Raw genomic sequence first — 17070 nt, forward strand, 5'->3', positions numbered from 1 at the left:
GCCGCCCTGCGCGTATCTCACCCAACCAGAACTACCGGACCTGGCGCTCAACTGTCAGGCCGATAGCCCGACATCACTCAATCAAGTTCAGTAGCAGCGGTGAGTGACTTGTGGACCTGGCGGTCGCATTGCGCAGCCTTGGCATGCCTTTCGCCGTGAAGCCATGAAGACACGCTGCTCGCGCGGCCACCCCGATTTCGGAAAAGGTCACGCTGATGTGTTCGCCCTGCCTGGTGGAGGCCTCCAGGCCGTCGAAGGGCTATAGGCGTGCGTCGAGAGGTCGCGCGTAGTGCCCGTGGCGCACGTAATGCACATTGACCTTGAGTCCGTTTCGCTCCCAACGCGTCTCTGACCTGCAGTTTTCTTTAACCGGCTTTTGGCTCTACATGTTTCCGATGACGCGCCATGTGGAGTGCGTGGCGATCCTGGAGCCCGTGAAGTAAGGGCCCCGGCCTGCGGTTTCGTGGTATCCATTGCCTGCTCGACCTGTTTACGCTCGTCCAATAGGTGAAGCATGGGGCTTATCCGCGTACCCGTCTGGTCCGAGGTTTCAGGCGGGCGCGCCGATGGTGGCACACCGCGTGTCCACGCGGGCATCGGGTTGTTGACGCTCGTGCGAAGCTCATCCTGAAGGCCCACCACTTCAGGCGCGTGTCGTTCGAGGCAGCCGTGAGGTCCTGCTGACACGGTTCGTGGCTGCCGGGGGATCGGGCGCCATTCAGGGTCACTGACGCCACTGAGGTCGATGTGATTCAATCCGGCTTCCGACCGAGCGGATCGCGAGGCGCTGTGCGCCTATGACGAGGCGCTCGGGTGGCGTAGCGCTCCCAGACGGTCTTCATCGGGCTGTACGTCTTTCTCGTCTTAGTGGCTGAGGGTGAGCCCGATCCGAGTACGACGCCTCTCGCGCTTCATGGGCCCGCCGGCCAATTGCTCCGTCGGCGGGTTCCCCCGGACCGGGATTCCGCAGCGGGCTTCCGCTTTCCCGGCTCATCAGGGGAGGGGTATCGGGAGAGCCGGTGTGGCGTGTGTCCAGGCCGCGTCGAACTGGCGCAGGGCGGCGGTGTACAGAATGCCAGGCGCCCGGGCATAGAGGCACGGAGAGTTTCTGCCGTGTGCCGACGCACTGTAGAAAGTGAGGTAGGCGGCACGGTCCGTCGCGATCACACGGCAGTTGTTCGGCAGGTTGAAGGTGCGCAGTTCGATTCCGTCCCTCGTCTGTGTCACTTGGGCCAAATAGTCGATGTTGGCTCGGACCTGGTTTCTGAGCAGACCTCGGGTGAAGCCTGGGTCGAACCGAGATACCTCCTGAGAGCGCCGATCGAGCCACGAGTCCTCTCGGGGCTCGGGGTCGGGCAAGAGGATCTGGACGGACTGCGGGGACGGCTCTGCCGACCACAAGGACGAGAAGACCTCCCGAGTGAGCACGTTTCCTCGGCCTGCCAGGACTTTGACCCAGCGTGCTCGTTGCAGGTCGCGAGCGAGGTCCTGTTCGGCGGAGGACTGGTGAAGATAGACGCGCCCGAGCCCGGTCCTCGTGTACTGGGAGCAGGCGGCGACCAGCCACCGCACGGGACGGGCGCCACGCAGCAAGCCGAGGGCGAGGAGGATAGCGCTGGCTGCCAGAGACCCGAGGATCCCTATCAGAAAGTCGTTCATGTGGAGCCCTCTTCCGGTGTCGGGTCGCATACGACGGGGCATCGATTGCGTCAGCAGAGGAAGGGCAGCAGAAGCCGCAGAACATGGGCGGCGTTTCGGGATGCGAGTTCGTGGTGTGCGTGTCCCTTCTCTTCGTCGGCGTTGTCGGAAACGCCTCGGACGACGATCCAGCCGGGGTTCATCTCGTCGTGGATGGAGTTCTCCTGCCAGTACTGGCTCAAGCCGCCCGCTTCCATGTCCACCGCCAGCACCTTCTCGTTGTAGTGCGCGAGGTATCGGCGGATGTCGCTGTCGCGGTCGGCGATGACTGCCTCACCGGAGCCGATCAGCCCCGGATACACCGCGTATTCCTGTGAGGATTGCGAGGCGAGCTGACCGTGGATACGGGCGGGGGTGCCGTACTCGGCGAAGAACGCGTTCACGGCATGCACCACCTGGGCCGGGGCCTGCCGGTGTTCGCCACGCCTGCGGACGTCACCGAGCGGATTGATCTTGCGGTTCTCGTAGTAGACGACCTCGGTCGAGATGATGACGTTTCCGATGCGGGCATGCTCGTCGTGAATACCTCCCCCCACGCCGACGAGAGCCCAGAGCCGAGGCGCGTACTGGCGTCGCAGATTCTCCAAGGCAGCCATGGTCGACCGTTGCCCCTGACTCTGAGTCTGAGTGGCGACGATGCGGAGCGTTGAGTCCGGAGTGGAGTGTTCTCCGCGGTAGAAGTAGAGGCCACCTGGCTCCTTGTGCCGTTCAAGTTTCAACTCGTCGCACAATGCGCGCAGTTCCTCGCTAAGGATGGTGACGATCCCGATGTCCCATGTGCCGCGATCCGTTGGTGCCATGGAGCCGGTCACCGGTGCGCCGATTCGTTCTGCGGGAGGTGTCGCGACGACTCGGGCGTGGTTGCCCACGGCGTTGTTGCTGATGGTGTTGCCATTCCCGTGGGAGCTGATGCCTCGGTTGGTGTTCACGGAGTTCCTCCGTCGCTGGGGCTGTCGGTCCCCGTGGCAGGGTGCGCCGGTGCGCCGACTTGGGCTGCATCGCCTATGGCGTTGTTGCTGATGGTGTTGTTGTCGCCGAAGTTGAAGATCCCGCTATTGATGATCTTGAGTGCTCGATTGTTGAACTCTGACGCGTCCACGTCCTTGGCCAGCAGGAAGTCGCCTGCCGCCCGGAGCAGACGTTGTTCGATCGTCTTCATCCGGCCAAGGATGTCGGTCTTCTCCAATTGCACCCTGGACCACGCCTGGGCCGACTGCTCCCGGATGCTCACGCGACTGCCGATGAGGACGTTGCGTATCGGCGTGGAAGTGAGATCCGGGGGGAGGATGGCGGCCTTGATCAGGGCGCGGAGATACAGGAGGATCCGCCACGAGTGCTGGACTTGCCGGGGGAGAGTAGACAGTTCACGGAAAGCGGCCCATACGACCGCGATGAGGCCGTGCTGGCCGAACTCGGCTGTCCGTTGGAAGGATCTCGGTGTGTGCGCGAGTACGCACGCTGCCGTGGAGATTATCAGGGTCCGTCCCCGTACGCTGACGTGGAGCAGGACGGTCGCGACGTACTCCGCGCCCTCCAGCGGTGTCGTGACCTCGAGGAAATGATGCCCCCTCGATCCTGGCGTGTTGATGATCTCCCGTAGATCCACGTCGGTGAGCTTCTGGGGGAGTAGGGAGCGATCGGTTGCCACGTCGGTCTCGGAGACATAGACGCGGTCCCTGACTTGGGCGGGCAGGCGCACATCGTGGCTGTCGGTGTTCAGCAGGTGGACCGCGTCGCGCAGGTGCTCGACGAGCTCGTGGGCCTGGAACGGGGGTACGGGGTGCTCCCGTTCGTGCAAGGGGGCGTCATCGTCCTCGACAGGACGCAGGAGTTGCACGCTCATGGGTGGATTCCATTGGTAAACGATCTCTCCGGCACCGATGAATGGCGACTCCTCCCCGAAGAGGGTGAACACGGTCAGATCATCGTCGGCTGCACCCTCATCCTGGCTGTGGCGGGGACGGCGATACACGGTGTGCACGTCCCTCTGCTGAACGTCGGCCACCCGCTGCCGGGGGGACAGGCGACCGGGGCGCAGGGTCGGTGCCCGAAGAATCCGGTTGAGCTGCAGTTGACGCAACGCACCGATGGCGAGGCACATGAGCACGACGCTCGCCGCCATGCGAAGGGCCGTGGTGACGTGATCGGGGTGGATGAGTCCGATCACGAGGCCGGTCGTCGCCAGACCGAGGGCGATACCTCCGACGCGTTGTAGCGCCTGCGACTTCTCCGATTTCCTTCGCGGGAGGATCCGTTGGAGACGGCGCCGATGGCGGTACTGCAGTTCCTTGTTGCGGCGTCCGGGCTTTCCGTCGCTCCGGGGCTCGCGGTCACCCCGGTGTATGAGCAAGGTCAGGCGGAGCAGCCACAGGAGGGTGAGGCCGCATGTCACGAGAGCGCTCGCAGGCAGGGCGCCTGCGCATGCCGGTGCGATCACGGACCCCAGCAGCGTGACGCGTAGAACAGCCGTAAGGGCGGCGGCCCGCCACGCGTGGCGCATGACAGGGACTATGTCGAAGCCGTAGGACGGGGCGACCCTGCGGTGCGGCGACGTGCAGACTTTGTCGATCACGAGGTCGCGGAACTGTTCGTCGACGTATGGGCCCGCGCATAAATGGCGCGTTGCAGCAGTGAGTTCGTCGCCGGAAACCTTTGCGGGTGGTACGGGGGGAGTGGCCACGTCCTGCCCTCACCTCCTGGGGTTAAGGTCCAAGTGACCATAAGTGGCGAAGGTGTTCAAGTCAATGTGACCTTTAGGGGTTCTCGTGGATGACTGGCTGAAAGACTCCGATGAGGTGGAGGCCTCGTGGGTGACGGTGGACCTGGCGATTTTCACGCTGCGGGGCGATCGCCTGATGGTGCTCCTGATCGATCGGGGGGTGGAGCCCTTCCTCGGCCGGCCTGCGCTCCCCGGCGGATATGTCCAGAAGGGCGAGACCTTGCGAGAAGGGGCGCTGCGCGAGTTGGGGGAGGAAGCCGGCATCGACGGTGGGCTGTTGCACCTGGAACAGCTAGGTGCCTACGGTGATCCCGGACGGGATCCGCGAGGGCGAGTGGTCACCGTCGCATACCTGGCCCTGGGGCCCAACCTGCCTGTGCCCGTGGGCGGCACCGATGCGGAACGCGCTTACTGGGCACCTGTGGAGGAGCTCGACCGGGACAGGACGAGGCTGGCATTCGATCACTCTGAGATCCTCGCCGAGGCTTTGGAGGAGGTCCGGCGCAAACTCGAATACACCCCTGTCGCCACAGCCTTCTGTGCCTCGGAGTTCACCCTCAGCGAGTTGCGTACGGTCTATGAAGTCGTCTGGGGGCAGTCGTTGGACCCGAGCAACTTTCGACGCAAGGTACTGAGGACCACAGGGTTCGTGGAGGCCACGGGCGAACAGAGGATGCCCTCGACGGGTCGCCCAGCCGCCCTCTACCGCAGAGGGAGTGCATGGGTGTTGAGCCCACCACTCCTGCGCATCGGCGGGCAGTCAGCGTAGTTGGCCAAATTTCGGGGTTCCGGGATCGACGCAGGGATGCGGGGCGGCTCCAGGAAGTGCCGGTGACGGTGTCCTCGCGGCTGTTGTCCTGGGTGTGGACGCCAGCCTTGAGGAACGCCTTCGCCAGCCGCAGCACGCGCTTGTCCTTGACCCGGTCTCGCACTCGGTCCGTCAGGGCCGTGTGGTCGATCGAGTCGAAGCACGCCTTGATGTCCGCGTCCAGGCCCCAGCCGTAGCCGTGGGTGCCGTAGAAGTGGATCTCGGCGATTGCGTCGTGTGCCCGCCGCAGGGGCCAAAAGCCGTAGAAGACCAGCTTGAAATGTCGAGCTTGCGCACCTTCCCACTGCCGCTGAGCTTGGGGATCGCCAACTGCCAGGTCGGTGTCTCGCTGCATCTGGCCCGTGACCACGCCTCGACGGCGGTCAACTGGCGGCTGTTCCTGTCCCGGACCTGGGACCCCGCTTCCCTGAGGCCGATCCGGAGAAGGCCGCACGCTGCACCGCCTGCGGGATTTCGACGATGTCGGTCACGTGGAGAAGTGGCAGCTGGCCCTGGGCATGCTCGATGGGACCCGCTCGTGGGGGATCGAGGTGCCGCTGGCAGTCGCGAAACCGGATACGGCGACGCTGCCGCGTTCCGACACGGACTGCAGGCCCGCGGCCTGAACTACGTGGTGGGAATCTCCACCACGCTGTCGGTCCAGCCCGGCGAGGCGGTGTCGGTGGCCGAGCCGTACTCCGGGACCGGACGCCCGCTGGCGGAGAAGTAGTGCCTCGTCGACGCGCCGACTCGTCGGCGTTCCGGGTGTCGGCCGCGTTCAGCCGACGAGGCTTTCCTGTTCAGTCGACGAGGGTTCCCTGGTGGAAGTACATACGCCAGCCCGTCTCCGTCAGGCGCCAGAGGGAGCTTCGCCGTGCCCGTCGGCCCTGGTTGTCGGCGAAGTACGTCAGGTGGACGATGCCCGGGGCAAGGAGGACTCCCGACATTTCGCTGACCTCGACAGGGGACTCCGGCGACACGGTGTCGCCACTGGTGACCGCGAGGATCGACTCGACGTCCCATCGCCGTCCCGAAGCGCCGAACTCGGTGAACTCCGGGTCCAGAAGCTCCAGGACACGGTCGGGGACCGCGCGTACCGCAGGGTCGAGAAGCCGCAACTCCCCGTCGATGGCCGCTTGAACGAACCGCTCATTCTCATCCGTCATGCGGAAACCCTAGGGGCCGTCGCCCCTTCGGCACCCTCCCTTTCCTCGGCCGGACGACGTGGTCGTACCCTGCAAGTGATCATTCCGTCACCGGACGCAGGAGGCCAGTTGCACCCCTCGGACGTTCCCCCGGCCGGCTACTTCGAGCGCATCGACGAACGGACCTACCGGCCTACCGTGCACGTCGGCGGCGCCTGGCAGTCGGACGAGCAGCACTTCAGCCCGCTCGGCGGGCTGGTCGTCCATGCCATCGAGCGCTTTCTGGCCGCCCGCGGTCGTACGGGGCCGGAACTGCACCTGAGCCGCATCAGCTACGACATCCTCGGCCGCATCGCCCTCGACGACACCGAGATCCACGTCGAGACGATCCGTCCCGGCCGCACCATCGAGCTGGTCGAGGCCACCGTGGTCATCGCGGGGCGGTCCACGGTGCGCGCCCGCGCCTGGCTGCTCGCGGCGGGCGACACCGCCTCCGTCGCCGGGGGCGAGGCCGGGGCGCTGCCCCATCCCGACGGGGTGGAGCCGTGGCCGATGGCCGCGGTCTGGCCCGGCGGGTTCATCGCGTCGCTCGACGTGCGGGCCGTCGACCCGCCGCAGCCCGGCCGGGCCAGGACCTGGGTGTCGACCGGCAGGCCCCTCGTGACCGGTGAGGAGGCGAGTCCGCTGGCGTCCTACGTGGGCCTCGTCGACACCGCCAATGGTGTCGCGGTACGTCAGCCGCCCGGGAAGTGGATGTTCCCGAACGTCGATCTGACCATTCATCTGCATCGCCAACCACGGGGCGGCTGGGTCGGTCTGGACACCTCCGTCGTCTTCGGCGCCGAGGGGCACGGCCTCACCAGTACCGTCCTCCACGACGTCCACGGACCCGTCGGACAGGCCCAGCAGATACTCACCGTGAGGCCGTTGGAAACCCCCTGAGGGATGTGACGCGCGAGGAGGCTCTCCTCTCGGCGGCCCGTCCACGTGCTGCGGGACGCAGCCCTCGCGAGGAGTGGCCTCCGCCACGAGGTGCCGCAGGCGTCGTCGGCGCCCCGCAAGGGACGTTGCCGGCCCGATGAAGAGAGCGGCGGTCGGGTCGCTTCCACGAGCCCGCGCGTTCGAGCCCGAAGCGACCCGACCCGTTCGGAGATCATCTCGTGGGGGTTCTCAGGCCCTCTCCTCGGATTCCCGGACCTCCAGGGTGAGTCGGGCAAGTTCGTCGAAACCGATGCCGTCGAAGTCGCCGATGCCGGTGGCGAGGCGGTTCTTCAGCGGGGCGGTCCAGTGCTCGCCGAGTGCGTCCGGGCCGCCCGCCAGCAGGCCGTTGATCGAACCGGCCGTGGCGCCGTTGGAGTCCGTGTCCCAACCGCCGGACACGGCGCGGCAGACGGCACCCGCGAAGTTCCCGTCCGCGTGGGTGAGAGCGGCTGCCAGCAGAGCGGCATTCGGCAGCACGTGCACCCAGTGGTGGTCGGGGGCGTAGCGGGCGTGCAGTGTGTCGACGACCCGATCGAAGCCGGCCGGGGTGCCGGTGGGCTCGGCCCGCGCGGTCTGGATGCCGAAGCGGATCGCCTGTGCGTAACGGGAGTTCGGCGGGATGTGGGCCAGGGCGGCGGTGAGCGTGTCGTGGACCGTGGTGGGGGTGGGCCCGGCCGCGTGCGCGATGGCCGCCGCCACGAACATCTCGCCGTAGACACCGTTCGCCGTGTGCGACAGCATCGCGTCCCTGCGGGCGAGTTCGGCGGCCCGCGCGGGGTCGCCCGGGTTCGTCCAGCCGAAGACGTCTGCCCTGATCTGCGCGCCGATCCACTCGCGGAACGGATTGCGGTACGTGGCCGTCAGCGGGGGCTCCAGCCCGGCCAGCAGGTTGCGGTAGGCGACGCGTTCCGCGGTGAACGTGCGAGCGGCGGGCAGTTCCTCCAGCCACAGGCGCGCCACGTCCTCCGTGCTGAAGCTGTGGCCGTGCCGCCGGAGCAGCAGGAGGTTGAGAAGCGGGTAGTTGAGGTCGTCGTCCTCCGGCATGCCGTCGATGTTCTCGGCCAGGGAGGTGGGGCGGGACCTGCGGTTCCACGGATGGGCCGCCGCGATCCGTGGATCGAGGCCCCGCTCGGTGAACCAGGTGCGCAGGGGCCAGTTGCCGGTCGATCTGCCGATGGCGCGGATGCCGGGAAGCGGGATCTTCTCCACGGGTTTGCCCAGCAGGCAGCCGACCGCCCTGCCCAGCCAGGCCGCGTGCAGCCGGTCGCGCTCCGTGCGTGCGACGACGGCCCCGCGTGTGCCGCTCTCCCCGCGCGGGGCCGGTCTTGTACGCCGCGGTGTGTCGGGGCCCGGGAGGACGGCGGGCAGCGGGCCGGGTACGGGTTCCGCCGCTGCCAGCGGGGCAGGAAGCCGTGCGAGTTCATCGAGCAGCTCCTCGGCGAGTGCACGCAGTCCGGGTGCGGCGGGCCGGGCGGAGGCGCCGTCCCGGTCGGGCGCCGGACGGCCGCCCGCCGCGACCCAGCGGCGTGCGATTCCGGTCGCGTCCCGGCCGTCCTGTGCGGCCTGGCGCAGCTCGTGCCCGATCAAGTCCTCCGGCTGGAGCCAGGTCAGACGCAGCATCAGGATTCCGTGATCGCCGAGAAGGCCGCCTCGTGGGCGCGGCGCCGTTCGAGGTCGAGCGCGTGCACCTCGCGGGCGACCCGGGCCAGGGACGCCGCGGGGGTGCGCAGATCCAGTCGGCTGGCCCGGGCGACCTCGGTGCTCCATTCGCGGGGCACCGCCTGTTCGCCGCACAGGGCGCCGACGATCGCACCGCTCATCGTGGCGATCGAATCGCAGTCGCGGCCGTAGTTGACCGATCCGAGCACCGTGTGCCGGAAGTCGCCGCCGCCCACCAGCACCATCCCCAGGGCGATGGGGAGTTCCTCGATGGAGTGCAGCCGAGAGGGGCGACGGGCCCCCAGCGACGGCCTGCGGTACTCCGGACCGACCGTGTCGAAGGGGGCCACCGCCCGCCTCAGCGGTACCAGGGCATCCTCGAAGTCGTCGTACCGGACAGCGACTTCGCACACCGCCTCGATGGCCGCCCTCGTGCCGTCCTTCGCCAGTCCGAGGGCGTCCTCGACGACGGAGACGGGGGTGGCGTCCGGCTTGAACGCGGCGGCCACCGCTGCCGCGAGGACCCCCGCCGCCTCGCGCCCGTAGGACGACTGGTGCGCCCCCGCCACGTCCAGCGCCTCCCGGTACGCGGCGAGCGGGTTGCCCGCGTCGACCACGCCGACGGGCGCCATGTACATCGCCGCACCGCAGTTGACGATGTTGCCGACGCCCGCCTCGCGCGGGTCGACGTGCCCGTAGTGGATGCGTGCGACGATCCACTTCTCCGCGAGGAAGATCCGCTGGAGCGGCAGCGCCTCCGCCTCCAGCTCCGGGATCCAGCGGGTGTGGCTGATCAGGTCGGGGACCAGGTGGTCGGCGACGGCGTAGGCGTCGAGGTGGTCGCGGACCTTCTCGTAGACGCGGATCAGGGCGTGCGTCATCAAGGTGTCGTCGGTGACATGGCCGTCGCCCTTGTGGAACGGCGCGAGGGGGCGGGCGGTCCGCCACTCGTCCTTGTGGAACGGTTCCACGATGCCGCGCACCCGGCCGCCGTGCCGTTCGACGATGGCGTCGGGGGCCCAGCCCTCGACCGCGCCGCCGAGCGCGTCGCCCACGGCGGCACCGACGAGGCTCCCGAGGGCGCGCTCTTCCAAGGTCGTGCCGGTTCGTTCGATATCGGTCCGGGTGGTCATACCGGGTTCCTTCCGGGCGTGGGGGAGGGCTTCGAGGAGGGCCTGGAGGACGCCGGAGCCGCGCGTCGGGTCGTTCTCGGTTCCGGTCGTCTCCGGGCCCATGTCCTGCGTCGGCGTCGACGGCGGTCGAGGGCTACGGTCGCGGTTGTCGGCCGGGTGGTCGCGGATGACGACGCCCCGGTCACGGCCCGGTACGGAACAATCACTCGGGCGGGTGATCGGGCCCGTGCGGAGCACCGGTTGCTTCTACGCTTTCGGCCATGCCCTGGAACTGGATGCAGATCACACTCCACCCGCCGACCCGGGACCGGGCCGGCTACGGCGAGGCGGCCATCGGAACGGGTGGGCTGACGTACGGCGAGGCGCGCCGGACGGTGCACACGTCCCTGCTGGCCCTGGCGGAACGGCCGGGACCGATCGCCGCCACCTACGCCAGGGCGGCCGACATGTGGAGCCGCGGCGTCCCCGATGACGTGCTGGCCGCCGGGCTCCTGATCTCACGGGTGTACGAGTACGGACGGCTGCCGGGCGAGACGGCCGAGCGGGCGGCGCACGCGATCGTGGAGGAGTTCAGCATGAACACCACCGGGGAGCCGCACCGGGTGATCCTCACGGCCGACTCCCCTGGCGGCCACGCACGGCCGTGACCGGTGGGCCTTTCCCGCCCCGCGGGGGCCGGCTGTCCCGTACCGGTGTGCGACTCCCTCGTGCAAGGGTCCTGCTTCCTCGTGCCGGCGTGCGGCTTCTTCGTGCCGGGGGCCGGCTGTTCCCCTACCTGGCTCACCCCCTGACGGTAGGTCAGCCGTACGAGAGGTCGGAACAGGGGTTGTCGTCGGCGGAGCGGGCCTCCTCGGAGACCTGGGCGGGGATGTGCGCCGGCGGCGGTGAGGCAGGGGCTTCCGGCTCGTCCGCGTAGGTGCGGCCGAGCAGGACGGTGATGCCCCGCGCCGTCACCGGGGCGAGTCGCGCGCCGGGGAAGACCCGGGCCGCCTTTCCGGCCTGTTCCTCCTGACCGGGGCCGTACTCGATCACCGTCGTCGCCTGGTCGCGGACGGTGGCGGTCGTGGCCTCGGTGACGGTGAAGCCGTGTCCCTCGAGCATCTCGGCGGCACGGGCGGCGAGGCCGGGCACGGTGGTGCCGTTGTGCACGGCCACCGAGACACCGGTGCCGGAGACGGGCGTATCAGCGCCGGAGGCGGGTGCTTCGGCGCCCGGCGAGGGTGAGGCGGCCGATCCGTTCTTCCCGCTGCCTCCGGCGTCCTGGCCGTCAAGGGTGCGGTCGGCCCGCAGCGCCGCCCACAGGGCGTCGGCGTCCGGATGGACGATCGCCACGCGCGCCCCCTGGTACTTCCAGGGCACGGTCACGAACTTGGTGTTGTGGAGATCGATGTCCTTCATCGACATCGCGAAGGCGACGAGCTTGTCGGCGGTGCCGAGCCCGGGGTCGACGGTCATCGATCTGGTGGCCGCGTCCGCGAGCGGCAGCAGTTTGGACGGGGTCAGTCCATCACTCTTGATCTGTTTCAACAGACTGGCGACAAAGGCTTGTTGGCGTTTTATGCGACCTATGTCGGAGCCGTCCCCGATGCCGTGCCGGATGCGTACGTAGTCGAGCGCCTGCTGACCGGAGACCGTCTGCGGTCCCTTGGCGAAGATCCGTTTGCCGCGGGTGGGGCGATGGGGGTTGAGGTCGCGCTGGTAGACATCCTGCGGCAGGCAGACCTGGACACCGCCCACGGCCTCCGTCATCGCCGCGAAGCCCTTGAAGTCGACGACAACGGTGTGGTCGACACGTAGCCCGGTGAGTTTCTCCACGGTGTTCTGGGTGCAGGCCGGGTTGCCCTCGGGCGTCTCGCCCACCGAATAGGCCGCGTTGAACATGGCGCCGGACTGCGGGGCGGACCAGGAACCGTCCGGCAGTTTGCAGGGCGGGATGTCGACCAGGGTGTCACGGGGGATCGAGACGGCGACGGCATGCTTCTGATCCGCGTACGTGTGCAGCAGGAACGCGGTGTCGGACCGGCCGATGTCGTCCGCGTCCCCGCCGCCCAGTGCGATATTGCCGCCGGTCCGGGCGTCCGAGCCGATCACCAGGACGTTCGACCCCTTGGTGGAGGCCGGCGGCCGGTCGCCGGACACACCGTCCGCGCTGAAGGTGCTGATGTTGCCGTTGAGCCGCGTGTAGACCCACCCGGCACCGGCCGCTCCCAGGACGAGCAGGGAGACGGCGGCGGCGAGGGCCGTGCGGCCCTTGCTCCGCCTGCGTCGTCGGCCACGTACCGCCGCTGCGCGCGCACGGCGCCGGGAAGCCTGGCGGCTGTCTGTCATGCGTCCACCCCATCGGTTCCGGCCACAGGAAGGGGGCGACTGACCCCGCCTCAATGGTTGTACAGTTGCGCAATGTAGCAAGCGTGTCCGATGGATGGCTCCTCGCGTGGGTCATCGGGAAGAGAGTGGGGTGGCGGAGTGTTCCGCAATGCGTTGGAGCCCTGGCATCTGCTGATCGTGGTGCTTGTGATCATCATTGTGTTCGGGTCGAAGAAGCTGCCCGACAGTGCGCGGGCGCTGGGCAAGTCGCTGCGCATCCTGAAGAGCGAGACCAGGGCCATGAAGGAGGAGGACGCGCCCTCGCCCGCCCCGTCCGCGGCCGGGGACGCGGCGGGCACGTCGGCCCCGGACGGGGCGGGCGCTGCCGGGGGCCCCGCGTCCCGGACCATCCGCTCGGCTCCGGGTGACGCCGCCTCGGCGCGTCCGGTCGTGGAGAACAGCACCGAGCCCCGTTGATGAGCGCGGTGTCCGGCCCCGTTGGCGCGTGGGTGCCGAAGCCCGTGCGCGTCTGCGCCGAGGGAGCTGTGATCCGAGGGGTCTCCGTCCGGGGCGCTTCCGTCCGGAGCCGGCGTGTGGTGATCGTGGGCGTGTCCCCGCCGCACAGGCATTTCAAAAATTGCGTAACTTTTGAACTATGGTGAGTCCCACACGCATCCGGCGGAGCCCCGGCGCTCCGGCGGACACCTCGTCGGCGCGCCTCGAAGGAGAGCAGAAGTGTTGGGCGTCAGTCTCGCCAAGGGTCAGAACGTCGTCCTGAACCAGGACGGCACGCCGCTCGCCGATGTCACCGTCGGCCTGGGCTGGGACGCGCGTCCGGCCGGCGGCGCGGACTTCGATCTCGACGCGTCCGCGATCATCTGCGGACCGGACCAGAAGGCCGTCTCCGACCAGCACTTCGTCTTCTACAACAACCTCGTCGGCCCGGACGGGGCGGTGCGGCACACCGGCGACAACACGACCGGCGAGGGCGAGGGCGACGACGAGCAGATTCTCGTGGACCTCGACCGGCTCGACGAGAGCACCGGACAGATCGTCTTCATCGTCTCCATCCACGACGCGCAGAACCGCGGGCAGAATTTCGGACAGGTCGAGGACGCCTACATCCGGGTGGTCGACAACCTCACCGGCCGTGAGATGTGCCGCTACGAACTCTCCTACGACGCCGCCGGTGAGACGGCGATGGTCTTCGGCGCCCTGTACCGCAGGGGTGGGGAATGGAAGTTCCGGGCCATCGGGCAGGGGTACGCCTCCGGCCTGGCCGGTATCGCGGTCGACTACGGCGTGGACATCGTCTGACGACGTCTTGCCCGACGGCGGCGCGCTCGCCCGACGCTGTGTCGGGCGAGCGCGCCGCCGTCGGTCGCCTCCGTTGTCGTCGCCCCACCCGTTGTTGTCATCGGGCGAGCGTGTCGTTGTCAGCGGCGCGTGCCGGGGAGGCCCGGCCCACTGAAGTCGGGACCGCTGAAGTCCGGCCCGCTGAAGTCGGGGCGGCCGAAATCCGGTCGGCTGAACTCCGGTCGGATGAAGTCCTGACCGTCGGGCCCCCGGCCGTCCGGCGCCGGGCCTTCGGGATCCGGATCGGCGCCACCCGGTCCGGCGAAGTCGGGGCTGCTGAAGTCCGGTCGGCCGAAGTCCGGGCTGCCGAAGCCGGGCCGGCTGAAGTCCGGGCTGCTGAATCGAGGCCGGTGGGCGGAGCCTGCGCGGGGGCCGGGATCGGGGTCCGCGTGTGCTTCCTGGAGCCGGGCGACGAGGAACGGCCTGATGCCGGCGTCACGCAGCGCTTCGAGCCATGACTCCCTCGCCCGGTCGAGGTCGGCGGAGGGGGCCGTACGGCCGTTCACAGCGGATTCCTTGTGATCCGCGGCGGTCCGGTAGAGGGCGATGAGGCCGATGACGGCGGTCGACGCGGCCGTACCGAGGCTGATCCAGCCCGCGTGGACCAGGGTGTCCGCCGTGGCGGGCAGGCTGTCGGCGAGCCGCAGTCCATATCCCAACAGCAGGAACGTGGCCGCGGCGACGGCGGCCAGAACCGGGGTGAGGACCGCCAGCACGGGCACCAGACCCGCTCCGGTGCGTTCCTGACGCCCCGGCCCGGACGGGGACGTCGTCCGGTCGGTCCGTATGTCGTCGCTGCCGTGCGACCGTTGCCGCAGCTCGGCGTACGACCGGTACTCGGCCTCGGCGGCCGCGGCGACGCGGGGAGCCGCCGCCAGGCCCTTGACACGCAACTCACCGGCGCCCAGCGGAGATCGGGCCAGTAGGTGCCGTATCTCCGCCGACTCGATGACCTCGTCCAGGACCGCCGTGTAGTCCGCCGTGTCCTCGTCCCGCAGCCGGAACGACCGGTCCATTGCGTTCCCCCGATGTGTGATCCGATGCTCCGGCCCGGTGGCGGGCACGGCGTGTGCGACCTACAGATGTCCGGCGACGACCGGCAGCAGGTCCTGGAAGGTGCGGCCGTGGGTGGCGGCGCCGATGGCGGTCATCTGCCAACCGGCCCCGGAGCGCGCCACCTTGGCCATGATCTGCGCGGTGTGACGTCCGCCGCCGCTCAGCGTGTAGCGCGCCAGTTCCTGCCCCGTGGTTTCGTCGACCAGCCGGCAGAAGGCGTTGTCGACCTCCTCGAAGGTCTGGCCCGTGAACGAGTTGACGGTGAACACGATCTGGTCGATGTGGGCGGGTACACGCTGCAGATCGACGAGGATCGACTCGTCGTCGCCCCCTTGGCCGGCCCCGCCGACGAGGTTGTCGCCGGTGTGCCGCACCGATCCGTCGTCGCTCGTCAGGTGCTGGAAGAAGACCACGTCCTGGGGCTCTGCCCCGGCGAACAGGATCGCCGAGGCGTCCAGGTCGATCTCGCGTGCGGTCAGGCGGGCGAGGAACCCCTTGCGGGGGGCGGCCTTCCAGCCGAGCCCCATGCGTACGACGGTGAGTTCGCCGCCGCCGGACTTGGTGAGGCTGATGCGCTGGCCCTTGGTCAGGTCGACGCTCATGGGTCCGTTCTCCTCTCGGATGTGCCGGTCGTCGGGTGGGGGAGCGGGGGTCAGAGCAGGACGCCGTAGTCAGCGACGATGCCGCTCAGCCCGGAGGCGTAACCCTGGCCGACGGCACGGAACTTCCACTCGGCGCCGTTTCGGTACAGCTCGCCGAAGACCACCGCCGTCTCGGTGGACGCGTCCTCGCTGAGGTCGTAGCGGGCGATCTCGGCCCCGCCCGACTGGTTGACCACGCGGATGTACGCGTTGCGGACCTGGCCGAAACTCTGGCCCCGACCCTCTGCCTCATGGATCGACACGGGGAACACGATCTTCGCCACGTCGGCGGGCACGGCGGCCAGGTCGACCTTGACGATCTCGTCGTCCCCCTCGCCCTCGCCGGTGAGGTTGTCACCCGTGTGCTCGACCGAACCGTCCGGGCTCCGGAGGTTGTTGTAGAAGACGAAGTGCCCGTTGGAGAGCACCTTGCCCGCCCCGTCGCACAGCAGCGCGCTGGCGTCCAGGTCGTAGTCCGCACCGGTGGTCGTGCGGACGTCCCAGCCCAGGCCCACCAGTACGGCGGTGAGACCTGGGGCCTCCTTGGTCAGCGAGACGTTTCCGCCCTTGGCGAGGCTCACACCCACAGCGATTCTCCTCTTACCGGTTCTTTCCGAAGACGACGCCGGACAGTCGTCGTCCGCGCGCTCTGTGACAGCGACTGAAATCTACAGCACTGTAGATTTAGTGGTGCGACGCTGGCCGGATCGTGTGGGTCGCCGGCCGACTTGCGACCTCGTCCACGATTGGCAGTGGAGGAAGGAGCGGCGTCTGGGGCCTTCGAATCCAAGGCGGAGGAGGGAGTCGGATGGGGTTCCCCTGCTCGAACGCAGCTGAGAGCTCGGGGAAGGAGCGTCGGTGACTGACGACAACGCCGGAGGCGGAGGTCCCAGACACCGCGACGCCGCTGACAATCGTGGACGAGGCCGTTAGTCGACGGAGCCTCGGGGGTGGGGCCCCGTTGTGCGGCATGCCCGCGTCGTCGCCGGGTCGGTCCGACCCCTTCGGTCTCGCGACGGACCGCGGTGCGGGGCTCCGGTGTGACGCGTCGGCGCGTTGCCGGGGGCGCGTGGGCATGGTCACCGCGGTCGCGAGGGCGGAGGCATGCCGAGCGGCCCGAATGGCTTGCTCTGCAAGGGTATTTGGGCGATCGGGATGTGTGTCGACACGCTCGGGCGGGAGCCTTCCGGGCGTGAACCTAACAGGAGTTGGGGCGACATGTCTAGACCAGACGGAGTAGCCCTGTGTGATCGAGTGCTTATCACTGGTGATCAAGGTGTGGCCTGAATCACAAGTTTCTTGACAGTTGGCGAGTGGTGTCGAAAGCTCGTTCATCATTGGTCTGGACCACGATGAATGGGCGGGGTTCATGCTCGATCCTTCGCGCACTGCCGTCGTCGGCATGCCGTTCTCGCGTGATGAACCCTCGTCCAGATCGCGGGAGTCGGGGGTGACGGATGCCGGTCGGGGAGTCTTCTCCGTCGGCTCGGCGGTCCGCCGCGCATCCGCCCCGTTCGGGGTCGGTTCGTTCGCGGCCGGGGAGGCAGGTCCGGTGCGTGACGGCCGG

General features: G+C 68.6%; 16 protein-coding genes. 6 read left to right on the top strand and 10 right to left on the bottom strand.

The window, feature by feature from the left end:
• Nucleotides 1-993: 993 nt before the first annotated feature.
• From ACFYY6_RS10315 to ACFYY6_RS10325, 3 genes are read right to left on the bottom strand one after another with little or no spacing between them, the layout of a single operon-like run.
• Nucleotides 994-1659: a hypothetical protein gene (locus ACFYY6_RS10315; protein WP_389192575.1), complete on the bottom strand. Its 666-nt coding sequence runs from the start codon at nt 1657-1659 to the stop codon at nt 994-996.
• 50 nt (nt 1660-1709) lie between these two features.
• Complete coding sequence (locus tag ACFYY6_RS10320) at nt 1710-2627, bottom strand: hypothetical protein (RefSeq protein WP_389192578.1); 918 nt, start codon at nt 2625-2627, stop codon at nt 1710-1712.
• Complete coding sequence (locus tag ACFYY6_RS10325) at nt 2624-4378, bottom strand: hypothetical protein (protein WP_389192581.1); 1755 nt, start codon at nt 4376-4378, stop codon at nt 2624-2626. The genes ACFYY6_RS10320 and ACFYY6_RS10325 overlap by 4 nt, the downstream gene beginning before the upstream one ends.
• A gap of 85 nt (nt 4379-4463) precedes the next feature.
• Here ACFYY6_RS10325 and ACFYY6_RS10330 point away from each other — a divergent pair, with 85 nt between their 5' ends.
• Both ACFYY6_RS10330 and ACFYY6_RS10335 read left to right on the top strand, forming a co-directional pair.
• Nucleotides 4464-5186 (top strand): NUDIX domain-containing protein, encoded by a 723-nt coding sequence (locus tag ACFYY6_RS10330; RefSeq protein ID WP_389192584.1) that lies wholly within the window; start codon nt 4464-4466, stop codon nt 5184-5186.
• A 319-nt stretch (nt 5187-5505) separates the two neighbouring features.
• Nucleotides 5506-5955, top strand: coding sequence for a transposase (locus tag ACFYY6_RS10335; RefSeq protein WP_389192876.1), 450 nt, complete (start codon nt 5506-5508; stop codon nt 5953-5955).
• Between the two features lie 70 nt (nt 5956-6025).
• Here the strand turns inward: ACFYY6_RS10335 and ACFYY6_RS10340 are convergent, their stop codons facing one another.
• The gene (locus tag ACFYY6_RS10340; protein ID WP_351525617.1) at nt 6026-6391 is read right to left on the bottom strand and encodes a DUF4440 domain-containing protein; all 366 of its coding nucleotides are present in this window, start codon (nt 6389-6391) and stop codon (nt 6026-6028) included.
• A 108-nt stretch (nt 6392-6499) separates the two neighbouring features.
• Here ACFYY6_RS10340 and ACFYY6_RS10345 point away from each other — a divergent pair, with 108 nt between their 5' ends.
• Nucleotides 6500-7312: a thioesterase family protein gene (locus ACFYY6_RS10345; protein WP_389192587.1), complete on the top strand. Its 813-nt coding sequence runs from the start codon at nt 6500-6502 to the stop codon at nt 7310-7312.
• A gap of 228 nt (nt 7313-7540) precedes the next feature.
• On the opposite strand, the gene ACFYY6_RS10350 is transcribed toward ACFYY6_RS10345, so the two are convergent.
• Both ACFYY6_RS10350 and ACFYY6_RS10355 read right to left on the bottom strand, forming a co-directional pair.
• On the bottom strand, nt 7541-8971 hold the full coding sequence (locus ACFYY6_RS10350) for an ADP-ribosylglycohydrolase family protein (RefSeq protein WP_389192590.1): 1431 nt from the start codon (nt 8969-8971) through the stop codon (nt 7541-7543).
• The gene (locus ACFYY6_RS10355) at nt 8971-10143 is read right to left on the bottom strand and encodes an ADP-ribosylglycohydrolase family protein (RefSeq protein ID WP_389192593.1); all 1173 of its coding nucleotides are present in this window, start codon (nt 10141-10143) and stop codon (nt 8971-8973) included. Before ACFYY6_RS10355 ends, ACFYY6_RS10350 begins: the two co-directional genes overlap by 1 nt.
• Nucleotides 10144-10403: 260 nt before the next feature.
• On the opposite strand from ACFYY6_RS10355, the gene ACFYY6_RS10360 reads away from it, so the two are divergent.
• The gene (locus ACFYY6_RS10360) at nt 10404-10790 is read left to right on the top strand and encodes a hypothetical protein (RefSeq protein WP_351623823.1); all 387 of its coding nucleotides are present in this window, start codon (nt 10404-10406) and stop codon (nt 10788-10790) included.
• A gap of 151 nt (nt 10791-10941) precedes the next feature.
• Here the strand turns inward: ACFYY6_RS10360 and ACFYY6_RS10365 are convergent, their stop codons facing one another.
• Nucleotides 10942-12471 (bottom strand): LCP family protein, encoded by a 1530-nt coding sequence (locus ACFYY6_RS10365; RefSeq protein ID WP_389192596.1) that lies wholly within the window; start codon nt 12469-12471, stop codon nt 10942-10944.
• Nucleotides 12472-12609: 138 nt separating this feature from the next.
• Here ACFYY6_RS10365 and tatA point away from each other — a divergent pair, with 138 nt between their 5' ends.
• The gene (tatA, locus tag ACFYY6_RS10370; protein ID WP_351525611.1) at nt 12610-12927 is read left to right on the top strand and encodes a Sec-independent protein translocase subunit TatA; all 318 of its coding nucleotides are present in this window, start codon (nt 12610-12612) and stop codon (nt 12925-12927) included.
• 261 nt (nt 12928-13188) lie between these two features.
• Nucleotides 13189-13767, top strand: a complete 579-nt coding sequence (locus tag ACFYY6_RS10375) for a TerD family protein (RefSeq protein WP_351623984.1) — start codon at nt 13189-13191, stop codon at nt 13765-13767.
• A gap of 119 nt (nt 13768-13886) precedes the next feature.
• On the opposite strand, the gene ACFYY6_RS10380 is transcribed toward ACFYY6_RS10375, so the two are convergent.
• The 3 genes from ACFYY6_RS10380 to ACFYY6_RS10390 are packed head-to-tail and all read right to left on the bottom strand — an operon-like array spanning nt 13887 to nt 16090.
• On the bottom strand, nt 13887-14822 hold the full coding sequence (locus ACFYY6_RS10380; protein ID WP_389192598.1) for a hypothetical protein: 936 nt from the start codon (nt 14820-14822) through the stop codon (nt 13887-13889).
• Nucleotides 14823-14882: 60 nt separating this feature from the next.
• Complete coding sequence (locus ACFYY6_RS10385) at nt 14883-15464, bottom strand: TerD family protein (protein ID WP_351518714.1); 582 nt, start codon at nt 15462-15464, stop codon at nt 14883-14885.
• Nucleotides 15465-15514: 50 nt separating this feature from the next.
• The gene (locus tag ACFYY6_RS10390; protein ID WP_389192601.1) at nt 15515-16090 is read right to left on the bottom strand and encodes a TerD family protein; all 576 of its coding nucleotides are present in this window, start codon (nt 16088-16090) and stop codon (nt 15515-15517) included.
• Nucleotides 16091-17070: the final 980 nt, after the last annotated feature.

It is taken from the genome of Streptomyces sp. NPDC001750 (genome assembly GCF_042892615.1).
In the GTDB taxonomy this organism is placed as follows: Bacteria; Actinomycetota; Actinomycetes; order Streptomycetales; family Streptomycetaceae; genus Streptomyces.

Bases quoted from the DNA above. Each gene is read 5' to 3' on its own strand.
- ACFYY6_RS10315 (WP_389192575.1), bottom strand. From the start codon at position 1,659: ATGAACGACTTTCTGATAGGGATCCTCGGGTCTCTGGCAGCCAGCGCT.
- ACFYY6_RS10335 (WP_389192876.1), top strand. From the start codon at position 5,506: ATGTCGAGCTTGCGCACCTTCCCACTGCCGCTGAGCTTGGGGATCGCC.
- ACFYY6_RS10340 (WP_351525617.1), bottom strand. From the start codon at position 6,391: ATGACGGATGAGAATGAGCGGTTCGTTCAAGCGGCCATCGACGGGGAG.
- ACFYY6_RS10350 (WP_389192590.1), bottom strand. From the start codon at position 8,971: ATGCTGCGTCTGACCTGGCTCCAGCCGGAGGACTTGATCGGGCACGAG.
- ACFYY6_RS10355 (WP_389192593.1), bottom strand. From the start codon at position 10,143: ATGACCACCCGGACCGATATCGAACGAACCGGCACGACCTTGGAAGAG.
- ACFYY6_RS10360 (WP_351623823.1), top strand. From the start codon at position 10,404: ATGCCCTGGAACTGGATGCAGATCACACTCCACCCGCCGACCCGGGAC.
- ACFYY6_RS10365 (WP_389192596.1), bottom strand. From the start codon at position 12,471: ATGACAGACAGCCGCCAGGCTTCCCGGCGCCGTGCGCGCGCAGCGGCG.
- ACFYY6_RS10380 (WP_389192598.1), bottom strand. From the start codon at position 14,822: ATGGACCGGTCGTTCCGGCTGCGGGACGAGGACACGGCGGACTACACG.
- ACFYY6_RS10385 (WP_351518714.1), bottom strand. From the start codon at position 15,464: ATGAGCGTCGACCTGACCAAGGGCCAGCGCATCAGCCTCACCAAGTCC.